The organism is Streptomyces sp. AC512_CC834, from assembly GCF_019049325.1.
Classification (GTDB): domain Bacteria; phylum Actinomycetota; class Actinomycetes; order Streptomycetales; family Streptomycetaceae; genus Streptomyces.
On sequence record NZ_JAGMUO010000052.1, the window covers coordinates 41,308 to 58,291 of the forward strand.

The following is a 16,984-nucleotide window of genomic DNA, read 5'->3' on the forward strand; positions in this document are numbered from 1 at the left end:
TCACTCCCTGGTGCCGACGCCTGGACGCCGGGCCTGTGCATGGTGGAGCGCCCGTGCCTGCGGCACCCGGGCGACATTCGGCAGAGGCTATCGGATGCGGGGAACGCCGTGTTCACCGCCCGTTTCACGGTCGGTCGACGCCGCTTGCACCCGCCTTTGCCGCGATCATCATCGTGGATCCGGGGCCCGCCCCACAAACCGCGCTCCCAGACCGGACATCGCGGACATCGCACAAGGTGGGCCGGCGTTCGCACAGGGTCGGGAGGGCGCTCGGCGGCCGGGTCCCGCACATGGCGCGGACGGCGCCTGCACATCCTCCTCGGCGCCCTGACCTGCATATCGTTTTCGCAGGTCAGGGCACATGACAACGGTGTTCAGTGCCGCGTTGCCGGGTACCCCCTGCCCGTAGTTGACTGTCATCCGGGCACCGGACTCGGGCGGCCGGTACGCACAACGGGTACACGGCCGGTACACACAGGGAGGCGGCTTTCGCATGGGGGCTGGGCACGATCACGGGCACGCGCACGGGGCGCACGCCGGCGGGACGGCGACCGCCGCGTACCGCGGCAGGCTCCGGGTGGCGCTGGCGATCACCCTCACCGTCATGGTCGTGGAGATCGTCGGCGGGCTGCTCGCCGACTCCCTCGCGCTGATCGCCGACGCCGCGCACATGGCGACGGACGCCCTGGGGCTCGGCATGGCGCTGCTGGCCGTGCACTTCGCGGGCCGCCCGCCGAGCGACCGGCGCACCTTCGGCTACGCCCGCGCCGAGATCCTCGCCGCCCTGGCCAACTGTCTGCTGCTGCTCGGGGTCGGCGGCTACGTGCTGTACGAGGCGGTCGAGCGGTTCGTCACGCCCGCCGACACCGCGGGCGGGCTGACCGTCGTCTTCGGCGCGATCGGCCTGGTGGCGAACGTGATCTCGCTGTCGCTGCTGATGCGCGGGCAGAAGGAGAGCCTGAACGTGCGGGGCGCCTTCCTGGAGGTGGCGGCGGACGCGCTGGGCTCCCTGGCGGTGATCGTCTCGGCGCTGGTGATCCTGGGCACCGGCTGGCAGCCGGCCGACCCGATCGCGTCGCTGGTCATCGGTCTGATGATCGTGCCCCGTACCTTGCGGCTGCTGCGCGAGACCCTGGACGTGCTGCTGGAGGCGGCGCCCAAGGGCGTGGACATCGCCGAGGTGCGCGCCCACATACTGGCCCTTGACGGGGTCGAGGACGTGCACGACCTGCATGCCTGGACCATCACCTCGGGCATGCCCGTGCTGTCGGCGCACGTGGTGGTCGACGGCGAGGCGCTCAGCGCGATCGGCCACGAGAAGATGCTCCACGAACTGCAGGGCTGCCTCGGCGACCACTTCGACGTGGAGCACTGCACGTTCCAGTTGGAGCCCAGCGGTCACGCTGAGCACGAGGCGCGGTTGTGCCGCTGAACGCCGCCGTCCGCCGGTCGGGACCCGGACGGTTCCCGGGCGGCGGCGCCGGGCACGATCACCCATCGGACCCCTCCTCGGTGTCCGACCGGTGCAGCCCGCCGCCCGCGCAAGGAGCGTGGGACATGCGGGTGTGCCGGGAAGTGCCGAGAGTGCCGGATGAGTACGGCACACTTGGGGCGCGAGGACCGATGTGAAGGATGGGTATGCCGATCACTCCTGCCACCGCGACGCCCAGCTCGTCGAACGGCACCGCAGACGCGATTTTGCTGGAACTGGTCGACGAGAACGGTGTGACGATCGGCACCGCGGAGAAGCTCTCCGCGCACCAGCCGCCCGGGCGGCTGCACCGCGCCTTCTCCGTGTTCCTCTTCGACGAGCGGGGGCGGCTGCTGATCCAGCAGCGGGCGCTGGGCAAGTACCACTCCCCCGGTGTGTGGTCCAACACCTGCTGCGGCCACCCCTACCCGGGAGAGGCGCCGTTCGCGGCGGCGGCCAGGCGGACGTACGAGGAGCTGGGGGTGTCGCCGTCCCTGCTCGCCGAGGCGGGCACGGTGCGCTACAACCACCCCGACCCGGCGTCCGGACTGGTCGAGCAGGAGTACAACCACCTCTTCGTCGGCCTGGTGCAGGCGGAGCCGCGCCCCGATCCCGAGGAAGTGGCCGGGACGGCCTTCGTGTCTGCGTCGGAGCTGACCGAACGGCACGCGAGGGACACCTTCTCCGCGTGGTTCATGACCGTGCTCGACGCGGCCCGGCCGGCCGTCCGCGAGCTGACGGGACCGTCCGCGAGCTGGTGAGCGGCGGTGCTGCGGGGCTGCCGTGCGCAGTGGTGCTGCGCGGCGGCCCTACCGCAGGGCGTGTTTGAGCGGCAGGGCGGCCCAGATCACCTTGCCGCCGCTCGCGGTGTGGGCCACGTCGCAGGCTCCGCCCGTCTCCCGGGTGACCTCGCGGACCAGGAGCAGCCCGCGCCCGCCGGTCCGGCCGTGGTCGGTCTCCAGGGCGGTCGGGCGGTAGGGGTGGTCGTCCTCCACGGCCACCCGCACCCACTCGGGCCCGACGGCGACCTCCACGGCGAGCACCGGCGACAGCACCGCCGCGTGCCGGACCGCGTTCGTGACCAGTTCCGAGACGATCAGCAGCAGGGCCTGCGTCACGTCGTCGGAGACCGGCACGCCCTGGCGCGTCAGCAGGTCGCGCACGGCGTGCCGGGCCTGCGGGACCGACGCGTCCACGGCGGGGGCGGTGAACCGCCAGACGCCTTCGTACGGCAGCGGCCCGGCGGGCCCGGTCTCGTCCATCGTCCGGTCGCCATCCCTGGGCTCGAGTGTCACCACACCCCGAGTGTTGGTAACGCGTCGCTCCGCACCGGAGAACTGAACACAAGTCAGCATGTATCGAGCGGTTTCTGATCGTTGGCGCATGACACGGTCAGTTGTGGGACCGTTCCTGTCCATGGAGCCGCAGCTACTGCACCGGGTCACCGACTCGGTCGCCACCGTCGTCGTCCACCATCCCGCCAAGCGCAACGCCATGACGGCCTCGATGTGGCGGGCGCTGCCCCGGCTGCTCGACACCCTGGCCGGGGATCCCGCGGTGCGGGCGCTGGTCCTCACCGGCGAGGGCGCCACGTTCTGCGCCGGGGCGGACATCTCGACCCTGCGGGAGTCGGCCGGTCAGGCGCAGCGGCTGGCGGTACGGGCCGAGGAGGCTCTCGCCGCGTTCCCCAAGCCGACGCTGGCGGCGGTCCGGGGTCACTGCGTGGGCGGCGGGGCCCAGTTGGCGGCCGCCTGCGACCTGCGGTTCGCCGAGGAGTCGGCGCTGTTCGGGGTGACCCCGGCCAAGCTGGGGGTCGTGTATCCGGCGTCCGCGACCAGGCGGCTGGTGGCGCTGACCGGGCCCGCCACCGCGAAGTACCTGCTGTTCAGCGGCGAGTTGATCGACGCCGCGCGGGCGCTGCGCACCGGCCTGGTGGACGAGGTGCTGCCGGAGGGCGAACTCGGCAAGCGGGTGGCGGAGTTCACCCGGGTGCTGGCGTCCCGCTCACTGCTGACGCAGGCCGCCGCGAAGGAGTTCGCGAACGGCCGCACCGACCGGGACGCCCACTGGGCCGCGCAGGCGGACGGCAGCGGCGACACCGCGGAGGGCGTCGCCGCCTTCCTGGAACGCAGGCAGCCGCGATTCGGCTGGAGCGCGCCGGGGAGTGCGCCGGAGAGCGCGCCTACGTCAGGATGAACCGGCTCTTGCCGCGGAACTCCTCGACGAGATGTGCGGGCGCCTTGTCCGGGGACCCGGAGTCGTAGGGCGGCCGCGGGTCGTACTCGGTCAGCAGTTGCACCGCCCGGGCGTGGTCGTCGCCGGCGATCCGGCCGAGCAGGGTCAGTCCCATGTCGATGCCGGAGGAGACGCCGGCGGCGGTGACGTACTTGCCGTCGGTCACCACCCGCTCCCCGGTCGGCTCGACGCCGAACCGCCTCAGGAAGTCCAGCGCCAGCCAGTGCGAGGTGGCGCGGCGCCCCTCCAGCAGCCCGGCGGCGGCGAGCAGCAGGGAGCCGGTACACACGGAGGTGGTCCAGGTGCTGGTGGCGTCGGCGGCGCGCAGCCAGTCCAGCAGGGCCTCGTTCTCCATCTGCGGACTCTGTCCCGGACCGCCGGGGACGACGACGATGTCGGGGCTCGGTACGTCCGTCAGGGCCCGGTCGGCGACGAGCGCGAGGTTCCCGGTGTCGGTGCGGACGGGTCCGGTGTGCTCGGCGACGAAGACGGTCTCCGCGTCCGGGAGACGGCCGAGGGTCTCGTACGGGCCCACGGCGTCCAGGGCGGTGAAGCGGTCGAAGACAACGATGGCGATCTGCACGTGTTTCCTCTCTCGGTCATTCGGTCCCGGCGCCCTCAGGTGACGGGCGCGGGTCGGAAGCGTCGGCGGTACTCCGCCGGTGGGGTCCCCAGGGCCTTGACGAAGGCGCGGCGCATGGCCTCCTGGGTGCCGTAGCCGCTGGCGCGGGAGACCTCCTCGACGCCGTCGCCGGTGTCCTCCAGCAGCCGGCGGGCGTGCTCCAGCCGGACCCGGTCGACGTACCGGCCGGGCGTGGTGCCGGTCTCCGCCTGGAAGGCGCGGGCGAAGTGGCGCGGCGAGAGGGCGGCGCGGGCGGCGAGGGACTCGACGCTCAGATCGGCGCCCGGATGCTCGGTGATCCAGTGCTGCAGCTCCCGCAGCGGTGCGCGACGCGCGGTCTGGGCGGCGAGCTGGGCGCTGAACTGGGCCTGGTTCCCGGGCCGGCGCAGGAACACCACGAGGTGGCGGGCGACGGTCAGGGCGACGTCCCGGCCCAGGTCCTCCTCCACCAGCGCGAGGGCGAGGTCGATGCCGGAGGTGACGCCGGCGGACGTGGCCACGTTCCCGTCGCGGATGTAGATCGGGTCGGGGTCGACGTCCACGGCCGGATGGTCGCGGGCGAGCCGGTCGGAGTAGGCCCAGTGGGTGGTGGCGCGGCGACCGTCCAGCAGCCCGGCCCGGGCGAGCAGGATCGCCCCGGTGCAGACCGAGACCAGCCGCCGGGCGTCGGGTCCGTGCCCGCGCAGCCAGTCGGTCAGGCGCGGGTCGGGGTTCCGGGTGCCCCGGCCGCCGGGGACCACCAGGGTGTCCGGCTCGGGCGCGTCGGTGAGGGCATGGTCCGGTACGAGGGTCAGACCGCTGGACGTGCGCACGGGAGCGCCGTCCAGCGAGGCCGTCCTGATGCGGTACGTCCCCGGCGTGTGCTGCTCGGCGCCCGCGAAGACCTCCACCGGGCCGGTGACGTCGAGGCTCTGGACGTGGTCGAAGAGGAGTACCAGTACGGTTCGGCCGGTTTGGCCGGTTCGCTGCGGCATGCCGTCGATTCTTCGCCCGTCGCCGGGTGGCCGCAATGACGAGTGTCCCACCTTTCCTGCCATGCGGCACTCACCCCTGGGGGACGTACTGAGCGGTTGGTAACCTGCGCGGCATGACAACTTCCGCCATCGACCCACGCGCGGGCCGCCGCTGCCACAACGCGCTCAACTCGCTGCACTCGACGCACTACTTCTCGCCCGACCTGGGCCGGGAACTGGGCGCCCTGGGGGTCACCGATCCCCGGGCCGTCAACTTCGCGGTGCGCGCCGCCGCGCTGGGGCCGGTCGGGGCGGGTGCCGTGACGGCCGCGTTCTACAACTACAAGCACGACCTGGTCGCCCGGCACGTGCCCGCCGTCTGGGAGACGGTCACGCCGGAGCAGGCCCTCGCGGCACGCGCGCGTGCCGTCGACGCGACGCTGCGCCGGCTGCTGGGCGAGGAGACCCTGGCGTCGGCCGAGATGTCGGAAGCGGCAGGCCTGGCGCTGCGCGCCGCCGAGGGCTGCACGCGCGGCGCCCGCCCGCTCTACTCGGCCCACGCGGACCTGCCCGTGCCCGACGCTCCGCACCTGGCGTTCTGGCACGCGGCGACGCTGCTGCGCGAGCACCGGGGCGACGGCCACCTCACCGCGCTCGTGACCGCGGGCCTGGACGGTCTGGAGGCGCTGGTCACGCACACCGCGACCGGCAAGGGCCTGGCGCCGAAGTGGGTCCTCGGCACCCGGGGCTGGACCCAGGAGGAGTGGGACGAGGCCACCGGCCGACTGCGCGAGCGCGGGCTGATCGACGCGGCCGGCGGGCTGACCGAGGAGGGCACGGCCCTGCGCGAGGGGATCGAACGGGAGACGGACCGGCTCGACGCGGCCCCCTACGCGCATCTGGGAGCGGAGGGCGTGGCCCGCCTGACGGAACTCGGGGCGGCCTTCGCGCGTACGGCACTCGGCGCCGGCGCCTTCCCGGCGGACCTGCTCGCCAGGCGCTGAGGACACACCCGGGCACGGGAACGGGCATGCCGAGCCGCTTCGGAGGTACCCGTAGGTCTCCCGGCCGATGGGGTCGGGGGACGAAAGGGGCAACTCGTGTTCCGTGCCATCGCAGACGTACTGCGCCAGATCGGTGGCGCAGTCGCCACCGTGGTGACGCTTCCCTTCCGGGCCCTGGCCCGGCTCTTCGGCGGGGCCTCCTCCGCCGGGTTCCGACCGGCCCGGGCGGTGCCCTGATCCCCGATTGTCGGCGTCACCTGCCACAATTGCCGCGCAACCTCAGTGAGAAGGCGGTACGGGATCGTGACGACACCCGGGTCCAGCGCGTTTTTCGACGTAGGGTCCATCGAAAGCAGGATCGCCGACGAGCTCGGCGTGCGGGAGCGGCAGGTGAGGGCCGCGGTGGAGTTGCTCGACGGCGGCTCGACAGTGCCCTTCATCGCCCGCTACCGCAAGGAAGCGACCGAGATGCTCGACGACGCGCAACTGCGCACGCTCGAGGAGCGGCTGCGCTATCTGCGCGAGCTGGAGGAGCGGCGGACGGCGATCCTCGACTCGGTGCGCGAACAGGGCAAGCTCACCGAGGAGCTCGAGGGGCGCATCCGGGCGGCGGAGACCAAGGCGCGCCTGGAGGACATCTATCTGCCGTTCAAGCCGAAGCGGCGGACGAAGGCGCAGATCGCGCGTGAGGCGGGTCTGGAGCCGCTGGCCGAGGGCCTGCTCGCCGACGCGTCGGTGGACCCCCTGGCCGCGGCGGCCGCGTTCGTCGACGCCGACAAGGGAGTGGCCGATCCGCAGGCCGCCCTGGACGGGGCGCGGTCGATCCTCACCGAGCAGTTCTCCGAGGACGCCGACCTGATCGGCGAACTGCGGGAGCGGATGTGGGGGCGCGGGCGGCTCGCCGCCAAGGTCAAGGACGGCAAGGAGGAGGCCGGCGCCAAGTTCGCCGACTACTTCGACTTCGCCCAGCCGTTCACCGAGCTGCCCTCGCACCGGATCCTCGCGATGCTGCGCGGCGAGAAGGAGGACGTGCTCGACCTGGTCCTGGAGCCCGAGGAGGCCACCGAGGGCCCGTCGTCGTACGAGGGGATCGTCGCGAGCCGGTTCGGGATCGCCGACCGCGGCCGGCCCGCGGACAAGTGGCTGCGGGACACCGTCCGCTGGGCCTGGCGCACCCGCATCCTGGTGCACCTGGGCATCGACGTCCGGCTGCGGCTGCGCACCGCCGCCGAGGACGAGGCGGTGAACGTGTTCGCCGCCAACCTGCGCGACCTGCTGCTGGCCGCCCCGGCGGGCACCCGCGCGACGCTCGGCCTCGACCCCGGTTTCCGGACGGGCGTGAAGGTCGCCGTGGTCGACGCGACCGGCAAGGTCGTGGCCACCGACGTGATCCACCCGCACGTCCCCGCCAACCGGTGGGACGAGGCGATCGCCAAGCTGGCGCGGCTGGCCAAGGAGCACACGGTCGACCTGATCGCCATCGGCAACGGCACGGCCTCCCGCGAGACCGACAAGCTCGCCGGGGAACTCATCTCCAAGCACCCGGAGTTGAAGCTCACCAAGGTGATGGTGTCCGAGGCGGGCGCCTCCGTGTACTCGGCCTCCGCCTTCGCCTCCCAGGAACTGCCGGACATGGACGTCTCGCTGCGCGGCGCGGTGTCGATCGCCCGGCGGCTCCAGGATCCGCTGGCCGAGCTGGTGAAGATCGACCCGAAGTCGATCGGCGTCGGGCAGTACCAGCACGACCTGTCCGAGGTGAAGCTGTCCCGCTCCCTGGACGCGGTGGTCGAGGACTGTGTGAACGGCGTGGGTGTGGACGTCAACACGGCCTCCGCGCCGCTGCTCGCCCGGGTCTCCGGCATCACCTCCGGACTCGCCGGGAACATCGTGGCGCACCGCGACGCGAACGGGCCGTTCACTTCGCGCACCACGCTGAAGAAGGTGTCGCGGCTCGGCCCCAAGGCGTACGAGCAGTGCGCGGGCTTCCTGCGGATCCGGGGAGGTGACGACCCGCTGGACGCGTCCAGCGTGCACCCCGAGGCGTACCCGGTGGTGCGCCGGATGGTGAAGACCGCCGGGCAGGAGGTGGCCGGGCTGATCGGCAACACGTCGGTGCTGCGGTCGTTGAAGCCGGCTGCGTTCGTGGACGAGACGTTCGGTCTGCCGACGGTCACGGACATTCTGCGGGAGCTGGAGAAGCCGGGGCGCGACCCTCGGCCCGCCTTCAAGACGGCCACCTTCAAGGAGGGCGTGGAGAAGATCTCCGACCTTTCCTCCGGGATGGTCCTGGAGGGTGTCGTCACGAATGTCGCCGCCTTCGGGGCGTTCGTGGACGTCGGTGTGCATCAGGACGGGCTCGTGCACGTGTCCGCGATGTCGAAGACGTTCGTGAAGGACCCGCGGGACGTGGTGAAGCCCGGGGACATCGTGAAGGTGAAGGTGATGGACGTCGACATTCCGCGCAAGCGGATCTCGTTGACGTTGCGGTTGGACGACGAGGCGGCTCCGGAGGGGGAGCCGAAGAAGGAGCGGGGTGGGAAGCCGCCTCGGCAGCGGCAGCAGCGGGCTGCCTCCGGCGGTGGGGGGAAGGGGCGGTCGTCTGCGGCGCCTTCCCCGTCCAGCGGGGCGATGGCCGACGCGTTGCGGCGGGCCGGGTTGGCGTAGGCGCGGGGCGCGGTTGTGGCCGGGGGTGGGTGCGCGGACCGGCGCTTGCCGGGTGCCGCCCGCTTTGGGACGGGTGCCGCCCCAGCCGCACGATTGCCCGCAGCTACGCGGAGGCCTCCATCACCTTGCCGTCCGTGACCTCTAGGCGCCTCGTTACTCGTACCGCGTTCAGCATGCGGCGGTCGTGGGTGATCAGCAGGAGCGTGCCCTGGTAGGCGTCCAGGGCCGACTCCAGTTGTTCGATGGCCGGTAGGTCGAGGTGGTTGGTCGGCTCGTCCAGGACCAGGAGGTTGACGCCGCTGCCCTGGAGGAGAGCGAGCGCGGCCCTCGTGCGTTCGCCCGGGGAGAGGGTGGAGGCGGGGCGCGTGACGTGGTCCGCCTTGAGGCCGAACTTGGCGAGGAGGGTGCGGATCTCGGCCGGTTCCGCGTCGGGGACGGGGGCGCGGAAGGCGTCGAGCAGACTCTCGGGCCCGTAGAACAGCTTGCGGGCCTGGTCGACCTCGCCGAGCAGGACTCCGGAGCCGAGCGCCGCGTGCCCGGCGTCGAGCGGGACGCGGCCCAGGAGGGCGCCCAGCAGCGTGGACTTGCCCGCGCCGTTGGCTCCCGTCACCGCCACCCGGTCCGCCCAGTCGATCTGGAGGGAGACCGGGCCGAGCACGAAGTCGCCGCGCCGGACCTCGGCGTCGCGCAGGGTGGCGACCACCGCGCCCGAGCGGGGCGCCGCGGCGATCTCCATGCGCAGGTCCCACTCCTTGCGGGGTTCTTCGACGACCTCGAGGCGTTCGATCATGCGCTGTGTCTGGCGGGCCTTGGCGGCCTGCTTCTCGCTGGCCTCGCTGCGGAACTTGCGGCCGATCTTGTCGTTGTCGTTGCCCGCCTTGCGCCGGGCGTTCTTGACGCCCTTGTCCATCCAGGCGCGCTGCGTCTGGGCCCGGTCCTGGAGGGACGCCCGTTTGTCGGCGTACTCCTCGAACTCGTCGCGGGCGTGCCGACGGCCCACCTCGCGTTCCTCCAGGTAGGCCTCGTAGCCGCCGCCGTAGAGGTTGATCTGCCGCTGGGCGAGGTCGAGTTCGAGGACCTTGGTGACGGTGCGGGTGAGGAACTCGCGGTCGTGGCTGACGACGACGGTGCCGGCGCGCAGGCCGGTCACGAAGCGTTCGAGGCGCTCCAGACCGTCCAGGTCGAGGTCGTTGGTCGGCTCGTCGAGCAGGAAGACGTCGTAGCGGGACAGGAGGAGGGAGGCGAGGCCGGTCCGCGCGGCCTGGCCGCCGGACAGCGACGTCATCGGCTGCTCCAGGTCGACCGTCAGGCCCAGCGCGTCGGCGGTCTCCCCGGCCCGGTCGTCGAGGTCGGCGCCGCCCAGGGCCAGCCAGCGCTCGAGGCTGTTCGCGTACGCGTCGTCCGCACCTGGGGCGCCGTCGACCAGGGCCTGGGTGGCCTCGTCCATGGCGTGCTGGGCGTCGGTGACGCCGGTGCGGCGGGACAGGAACGCCCGGACGGTCTCGCCGGGGCGGCGCTCCGGTTCCTGCGGGAGGTGGCCGACGGTGGCGGTGGGCGGGGACAGGCGCAGCTCGCCCTGTTCCGGCGTGGTCAGCCCGGCGAGCATCCGCAGGAGGGTGGACTTGCCCGCGCCGTTGGCCCCCACGAGGCCGATCACGTCGCCGGGTGCGACGACGAGGTCGAGCCCGGTGAACAGGGAGCGGTCTCCGTGGCCGGCGGCGAGGTTCTTGGCGACGAGGGTGGCAGTCATCAGACCGTCGATCCTAGCGGCGGTCCGGCGTACGCTCAGCCGGGTTTTCCGCGCGTCACCGCCGCCACCAGCGCCCCTTCCCGACGGCGACCGGCGCCGCCCGGCGCCGGTCGCCGTCGGGCGGGACCGCTTCGAGCGCGGCATGGGGCGTTCCGCTAACGTCGCGGTGTGGAAACCGAACTGGATGACGAGGTCGTCGTGGTCGGCGGCGGGGTGGTCGGGCTGACGACGGCCGTCGTTCTCGCCGAGCGGGGCAGGCGGGTGCGGCTGTGGACGCGGGAGCCCGTCGAGCGGACCACCTCGGTGGTCGCGGGCGGGCTGTGGTGGCCGTACCGGATCGAGCCGGTGGAGCTGGTGCGCGCGTGGGCGCTGCGTTCCCTGGACGTGTACGAGGAGCTGGCCGCGCGGCCCGAGGAGACCGGCGTACGCATGGTCGAGGGGGTGCTAGGCGAGACCGGTCTGGACGAGGTGGGCGCGTGGGCCGCCGCCCGGCTGCCGGGACTGCGCGCGTCGAGTGCCGCGGAGTACGCCGGGCAGGGGCTGTGGGCGCGGCTGCCGCTCATCGACATGTCGACTCATCTGCCCTGGTTGCGGGAGCGGCTGGTGGCGGCGGGCGGCACTGTGGAGGCGCGTGCGGTGACCCACCTGGCCGAGGCGGACGCGCCGGTCGTGGTCAACTGCACGGGCCTGGGCGCCCGGGAGCTGGTGCCGGACCCGGACGTGCGTCCGGTGCGCGGACAACTGGTCGTGGTGGAGAACCCCGGTATCCGGACCTGGCTGGTCTCCAACGATCCCGTCTCCGGGGAGGTGACGTACTTCCTTCCGCAGCCCGGCCGGCTCCTGCTGGGCGGGACGGCCGAGGACGACGTCTGGTCGGCCGAGCCGGACCCGGCGGTCGCCGAGGACATCGTGCGGCGGTGCGCGGCACTGCGGCCCGAGATCGCCGGGGCGCGGGTGCTCGCGCACCCGGTCGGGCTGCGGCCGGCGCGCAGCGCCGTCCGGCTGGAGCGCGAGACGCTGCCGGACGGCCGACTGCTGGTGCACAACTACGGTCATGGCGGCGCGGGTGTGACCGTGGCCTGGGGCTGCGCGCAGGAGGCGGCCGCGCTCGCCTCCTGACGCCGTCGTACCGACCGCCCGCCCGGCCGCCCGGCCGACCGACCGGCCGACCGACCGGGCGATCCGGTGGCACGGCCGACCGGCAGGGTTCAGCTATTTTGGTGCTTGCCGATCGGGTCGCCCTCCACCTCCGTGCCGGGGCCGGGGCCGATCCGGATCTCGAACTCGCCCTCGTACTGCCTGTGGCCCTCGATGACCGCCAGTCCGACGACTTCGGACGCCATCTCGCCGCGCACGATGAGGGGGTCACGGCGCAGGTCGCGCATGAGGGCGACGCACATGAAGATCATCACGATGACGAAGGGCGCCGCCGCGAGGATCGTGAGGTTCTGCAGACCGGTGAGCGCGTCCGCCTCGCCGCTGCCGATCAGCAGCATGATCGCGGCGACCGCGCCGGTCACCACGCCCCAGAAGACCACCACCCAGCGGCTCGGTTCCAGCGCGCCCTTCTGCGACAGCGTGCCCATCACGATGGAGGCCGCGTCGGCTCCCGACACGAAGAAGATGCCGACGAGGATCATCACCAGCAGGCTGGTCGCGGTGGCGATGGGGTACTCCTGCAGCACGGCGAAGAGCTGGCCCTCGGGGGTCGTGTCGTCGCCCAGCCGGTTCTGCTCCTGCAGCCGCATCGCCGAACCGCCGAAGATCGCGAACCAGATCAGGCTGACCACGCTGGGGACCAGGATGACGCCGCCGATGAACTGACGGATGGTCCGGCCCCGGCTGATACGGGCGATGAACATGCCGACGAAGGGCGTCCAGGAGATCCACCACGCCCAGTAGAAGACGGTCCAGCTACCCAGCCAGTCCGCGACGCCCTCGCCGCCGCTGATCTCGGTGCGGCCGGCCATCTGGGGCAGGTCGCCGAGGTAGGCGAAGATCGAGGTCGGGAACAGGTCGAGGATGAGGATCGTCGGGCCCGCGACGAACACGAACACGGCGAGCAGCAGGGCCAGCACCATGTTGGTGTTGGACAGCCACTGGATGCCCTTCTCGACGCCGGAGATCGCGGAGGCCACGAACGCCACCGTCAGCACCGCGATGATGCCGACCAGCAGCCCGGTGCTGACCTTGTCCATCCAGTCGAGCTTCTCCAGGCCGGAGCCGATCTGCAGCGCGCCGAGGCCCAGGGAGGCCGCGGAGCCGAAGATCGTCGCGATGATGGCCAGGATGTCGATGACCCGTCCGCTGGCCCCGTTGGCGTGCTTCTCGCCGATGAGCGGGGTGAACACCGCACTTATGGTCTGCCTGCGGCGCCTGCGGAACGTGCTGTAGGCGATACCGAGACCGACCACCGCGTAGATCGCCCACGGGTGGAGCGTCCAGTGGAACAGGGTGGTGGCCATGGCCGTCGCCATGCTGTCACCGGAGCTGGCCGGGCTGGTGCCGGGCGGGGCCGTCGTGTAGTGCGCCAGCGGCTCGCTCACGCCGTAGAACATCAGGCCGATGCCCATGCCCGCGCTGAACATCATGGCGACCCAGGACACGGTCCGGAACTCGGGTTCCTCGCCCTCGGCGCCCAGGTGGATGCGGCCGTAGCGGCTGGCCGCGAGCCAGAGGGCGAAGACCACGAACCCGGAGGCGGCGAGCGTGAACGCCCAGCCGCCGTTGTGCAGCAGGCCACCGAGCATGCTGCTGGAGACATCCTCCAGCGAGTCGGTGGCGACGGCACCCCAGACGACGAACGCCAGGGTGAGGGCAGCAGTGACGCCGAAGACGACGCGGTCGGTCCCGGGCGTGTGCTCGCGCCCCGGCAGGTCCGCTTCCGTGCCCGGAAGCGGACCTCTGTCGTGTTCTTCCTTGTCGCTTGGTCGGTCCTGCGTCACAGACGGCACCTTTCAAGTCGATGAGGCCGAAAATACCCCTCCGCTACGCCCATAACCACGTGCGACGCGAAACTCACCTCCTCAGCAGTGGGCGTCGGGTTCACCCACCGTCAGGTGGTATGTCGCACGCTCGTCCAGGAGCAGCGGTACCAGGGCCCGCTGCGGCTGGCGCAGCGGTACGTAGGCGCCCTTCTCCCCGTCCGGGCGCACATGTACACCGTGCAGAGCGAGTTCATCCCGGATGTCGGTGTATTGGGCAGCCGTCAGCCGGTAGCCGCAGGGCGGGTCCTGGAGCACCTCGGAGGCCTCGGCCGGGTCGTTGTCCGCGCCGCCGAGGTACACGGGTCCGGTGTCGGCCAGTCCGGCCAGGCGGGCGGCACCGGTGGCCGCCTCGACGTGTCCGCGCCGTCCGTCCGCGTGGCGGAACATGCCGTCCAGGGCGGCGAGCTGGGAGTTCACCCGGCGCCGGTTGTTCAGGGCCGGGTCCTCGCGCTCGGCGTCGGTCAGCGGGTCGACGCGGCTCTCGATGAGCAGGCCGACCGCGTGTTTCACGCCGGACATGTTCCGCAGGATGCGTTCCTGGCCGTCGCCGGCGGTCTGCTTGACCGGGTCGCCGGTGACGGGGTCGGTCCAGATGCCGTAGGTGCCGGTCGAGTACCCGGCGTTCTCGGCGGCGGGGCGGACGTACGCCCCGGACAGGGTCCGGGCCTCGTCGTGGACCGGCGTACGGGTGTTGAGGTTGCGGGGCCAGAGGTCGAAGAGGTCCTTGTCGTAGTACGGGGGCGTGGCGCCGTACGGGGGCGTGGCGCCGTACTCGTGCAGGTCGTAGATGACGTCGGGGCGCCGGTCGCGGACGACGGCGGCCATGGCGCGGGCCTCGGCCGTCTCCAGGGCGAGGTGGTCGCGGTTGATGTCGACGCCGTCGCTGTTGCCGCGGGTGTCGGCGGCCCGGCCGTCGGGGTTGGCGGTGGGCACGACCAGCACGGTGGTGCGGTCCAGGAAACGCCGGGTCCGCGGGTCCTTGGCATACGCCAGGTCGCGGACGGTGGACAGGCAGGCCTCGCGCCCGGAGGGCTCGTCGCCGTGCTGGCTGCACACGAGGAGCACCTTGTTGGGGGTGGAGGACCTGCCGATCGTCACGAGCCGGAGCGGGCGGTTCTGCTTCGTGGTGCCGATGCGGTCGACGGTGACGCGGTCGCTCGCCCGGTCGGCGGCGGCCAGGAGGGTGTGTTCCTCGGGCTGCGTGGTCCAGCGGGCGCCGTGCGTCTTCTCGAAGCCGGTGCGGGGCGGGTGGTGCGCGGAGGCGTCGGCGTGGGCCGGGGCGCCGAGGAGGGACGCGGCGAGGGCCGCGGTGGTCACGGTGAGGGTGCGCAGGCGGTTCATCGGCCTCCCTTCGGGGCGCGGTGCGTGGGGTGCGGCGTGGTCATGCCGTCGAGCGGTGCGGGTGCCGGAGCGGCGGTCGCCGTACCGACGGTCGCCTTACCTGCGGTGGCATGGGCGGACGCGGCGGTTCCGCCGATGAACGGTACGCGGGCCGACGTGCGGGAGAGGTCCAGGGTGGGCGTCGGCGTGTCGGCCCAAGGTTGCCGGGATGCGGCCGTGGCCGCCGTCGCGAGCGGTCTCCGGATCGTGAGGCGCATGCGTATCGGCATGCGCGGACGGTACATCGGTCGACTCCCGCGCAGAAGGGGGCCGGAGGTGGCCGGTGACGGCCGGATGGCGATCGTGTGACAGGGGTGGCCGTGGACATGACGGCGGGCACAGGAGCTGAATAGCCTCCGAACAGACTTCGTGACCCTACGACTTGGAGCTTTCGTGCACCGCAGAATCTCTGTGCCGGGCGTGCTGGGCGCCGCCTCCCTCATGCTGGCGATCCCGGCGTCGGCGGCGGCCCACTCCCCCGGCGCTCCGGGCATCGGCGACCCCTACTACCCGGCCTACGGAAACGGCGGATACGACGTCTCGCACTACGACCTGCGCCTGAAGTACCAGCCGGCCACGGACCGGCTGGAGGGTACGGCGACGATCCTGGCCCGTACCACGGAGGACCTGTCGCGGTTCAACCTCGACTTCCTGCTGGACGTCGGCGAGGTGCGGGTGAACGGCGCGAAGGCGTCGTTCACCACCTCGGGCGAGCAGGAGCTGGAGATCACCCCGCAGAGCCCGCTCGACAAGGGCACATCCGTCACCGTCGTCGTCCGCTACAGCGGCGTGCCGTCCTCGAAGGAGGCGTACGGCTTCACAAGCTGGCACCGCACCCCGGACGGCGGCGTCGGCGCGAACGAGCCCGAGGCCGCGGCGTGGTGGTTCCCCAGCAACGACCATCCCCTCGACAAGGCCACCTACGACGTGTCGGTGCAGGTGCCGGACGGCACTCAGGCCATCTCGAACGGCACCCTCCAGTCGACGAGTTCGCGGCTCGGCTGGACGCGCTGGAACTGGCGCTCCGACAAGCCGCAGGCCACGTATCTCGCCACGCTGGCGGTCGGGAAGTTCGACCTCACCACCGGCACGACCGAGAGCGGCATCCCCATTGTCAACGCCTACAGCAAGGACCTGGGCGCGAACGACGGCGCGGCGCGGGCCAGCGTGGAGCGGACCGGGGAGGTCGCGGACTGGCTGACCGGCTACTTCGGGCCGTATCCCTTCAACGCGCTCGGCGGTTACGTGCCGAACACGGACACCGGGTACGCGCTGGAGACGCAGACCCGGCCGTTCTACAGCCCGCGGCAGTTCGCGAACGGGTCGAACGTGTCCGTGGTCGTGCACGAGCTGGCCCACCAGTGGTACGGCGATCTGGTCTCGGTGCGGGGCTGGAAGGACATCTGGATCAACGAGGGCTTCGCCCGGTACGCCCAGTGGCTGTGGTCCGAGCACGAGGGCGAGGGCACGGCGCAGGAGCTGGCCGACTACACGTACGCCTCACACCCGGCCGACGACGCGTTCTGGACGGTGGAACCCGGTGATCCCGGGCCGGAGAACCAGTTCGACGCGGCGGTCTACGACCGGGGCGCGCTGGCCCTTCAGGCGCTGCGGAACGAGATCGGCGACGAGGACTTCTTCGCCATCCTGAAGGGGTGGCCCGCCAAGTACGCGTACGGCAACGCGTCGGTCGCCGACTTCCGGCGGTACGCCGAGGAGGTCTCCGGCAAGCCGCTGGCCGCGCTGTTCGACACCTGGCTGTTCCAGCCGTCGAAGCCGGACGCCCCGGCGGCGCGCGCGGCGTCCCTCACCAAGTCCTCGGACACGCCCGCGCAGCCCCGCTCGTGGCGGAAGATCGCCGCGACGAACGATGTGCACGAGCACTGACCGGCGCACGGTCCCAGGCAGTCCTAGGCGG

General features: G+C 72.2%; 15 protein-coding genes. 8 read left to right on the forward strand and 7 right to left on the reverse strand.

All coding sequences use genetic code 11. The features are described 5' to 3' along the window. Positions 1 to 493 precede the first annotated feature (493 nt). Together KUM40_RS19825 and idi are read left to right on the forward strand one after the other, a co-directional pair. Positions 494 to 1,432, forward strand: a complete 939-nt coding sequence (locus KUM40_RS19825; RefSeq protein ID WP_217167339.1) for a cation diffusion facilitator family transporter — start codon at positions 494 to 496, stop codon at positions 1,430 to 1,432. A 206-nt stretch (positions 1,433 to 1,638) separates the two neighbouring features. Continuing rightward, positions 1,639 to 2,232: an isopentenyl-diphosphate Delta-isomerase gene (idi, locus tag KUM40_RS19830; protein ID WP_217167340.1), complete on the forward strand. Its 594-nt coding sequence runs from the start codon at positions 1,639 to 1,641 to the stop codon at positions 2,230 to 2,232. 48 nt (positions 2,233 to 2,280) lie between these two features. On the opposite strand, the gene KUM40_RS19835 is transcribed toward idi, so the two are convergent. Beyond that, on the reverse strand, positions 2,281 to 2,733 hold the full coding sequence (locus KUM40_RS19835; RefSeq protein WP_217167386.1) for an ATP-binding protein: 453 nt from the start codon (positions 2,731 to 2,733) through the stop codon (positions 2,281 to 2,283). Between the two features lie 154 nt (positions 2,734 to 2,887). Here KUM40_RS19835 and KUM40_RS19840 point away from each other — a divergent pair, with 154 nt between their 5' ends. Next, on the forward strand, positions 2,888 to 3,667 hold the full coding sequence (locus KUM40_RS19840; RefSeq protein WP_217167387.1) for an enoyl-CoA hydratase/isomerase family protein: 780 nt from the start codon (positions 2,888 to 2,890) through the stop codon (positions 3,665 to 3,667). Here the strand turns inward: KUM40_RS19840 and KUM40_RS19845 are convergent. Beyond that, positions 3,654 to 4,289 (reverse strand): DJ-1/PfpI family protein, encoded by a 636-nt coding sequence (locus KUM40_RS19845; protein ID WP_217167341.1) that lies wholly within the window; start codon positions 4,287 to 4,289, stop codon positions 3,654 to 3,656. The genes KUM40_RS19840 and KUM40_RS19845 overlap by 14 nt on opposite strands. Positions 4,290 to 4,324: 35 nt before the next feature. Next, positions 4,325 to 5,302: a GlxA family transcriptional regulator gene (locus KUM40_RS19850; protein WP_217167342.1), complete on the reverse strand. Its 978-nt coding sequence runs from the start codon at positions 5,300 to 5,302 to the stop codon at positions 4,325 to 4,327. Between the two features lie 113 nt (positions 5,303 to 5,415). Between KUM40_RS19850 and KUM40_RS19855 the strand changes: the two genes are divergently transcribed. From KUM40_RS19855 to KUM40_RS19865, 3 genes are all read left to right on the forward strand, one after another. Continuing rightward, the gene (locus KUM40_RS19855) at positions 5,416 to 6,285 is read left to right on the forward strand and encodes a hypothetical protein (RefSeq protein ID WP_217167343.1); all 870 of its coding nucleotides are present in this window, start codon (positions 5,416 to 5,418) and stop codon (positions 6,283 to 6,285) included. A gap of 96 nt (positions 6,286 to 6,381) precedes the next feature. Beyond that, on the forward strand, positions 6,382 to 6,522 hold the full coding sequence (locus KUM40_RS19860) for an LPFR motif small protein (protein WP_217167344.1): 141 nt from the start codon (positions 6,382 to 6,384) through the stop codon (positions 6,520 to 6,522). Between the two features lie 66 nt (positions 6,523 to 6,588). Further along, on the forward strand, positions 6,589 to 8,949 hold the full coding sequence (locus KUM40_RS19865) for a Tex family protein (protein WP_217167345.1): 2,361 nt from the start codon (positions 6,589 to 6,591) through the stop codon (positions 8,947 to 8,949). Positions 8,950 to 9,052: 103 nt separating this feature from the next. Here KUM40_RS19865 and KUM40_RS19870 read toward each other — a convergent pair whose 3' ends face one another. Further along, complete coding sequence (locus KUM40_RS19870) at positions 9,053 to 10,699, reverse strand: ABC-F family ATP-binding cassette domain-containing protein (RefSeq protein ID WP_217167346.1); 1,647 nt, start codon at positions 10,697 to 10,699, stop codon at positions 9,053 to 9,055. Positions 10,700 to 10,867: 168 nt separating this feature from the next. Between KUM40_RS19870 and KUM40_RS19875 the strand changes: the two genes are divergently transcribed. Continuing rightward, positions 10,868 to 11,818, forward strand: coding sequence for an FAD-dependent oxidoreductase (locus tag KUM40_RS19875; RefSeq protein WP_217167347.1), 951 nt, complete (start codon positions 10,868 to 10,870; stop codon positions 11,816 to 11,818). Positions 11,819 to 11,907: 89 nt separating this feature from the next. On the opposite strand, the gene KUM40_RS19880 is transcribed toward KUM40_RS19875, so the two are convergent. From KUM40_RS19880 to KUM40_RS19890, 3 genes are all read right to left on the reverse strand, one after another. Beyond that, positions 11,908 to 13,644 (reverse strand): BCCT family transporter, encoded by a 1,737-nt coding sequence (locus tag KUM40_RS19880; protein WP_217167348.1) that lies wholly within the window; start codon positions 13,642 to 13,644, stop codon positions 11,908 to 11,910. A gap of 81 nt (positions 13,645 to 13,725) precedes the next feature. Continuing rightward, the gene (locus KUM40_RS19885) at positions 13,726 to 15,027 is read right to left on the reverse strand and encodes a M14 family metallocarboxypeptidase (RefSeq protein WP_217167349.1); all 1,302 of its coding nucleotides are present in this window, start codon (positions 15,025 to 15,027) and stop codon (positions 13,726 to 13,728) included. Beyond that, positions 15,024 to 15,296, reverse strand: a complete 273-nt coding sequence (locus KUM40_RS19890; RefSeq protein ID WP_254395355.1) for a hypothetical protein — start codon at positions 15,294 to 15,296, stop codon at positions 15,024 to 15,026. Before KUM40_RS19890 ends, KUM40_RS19885 begins: the two co-directional genes overlap by 4 nt. Before the next feature lie 163 nt (positions 15,297 to 15,459). On the opposite strand from KUM40_RS19890, the gene KUM40_RS19895 reads away from it, so the two are divergent. Further along, positions 15,460 to 16,953, forward strand: a complete 1,494-nt coding sequence (locus tag KUM40_RS19895) for a M1 family metallopeptidase (RefSeq protein WP_217167351.1) — start codon at positions 15,460 to 15,462, stop codon at positions 16,951 to 16,953. The last annotated feature ends 31 nt before the right edge of the window (positions 16,954 to 16,984 follow it).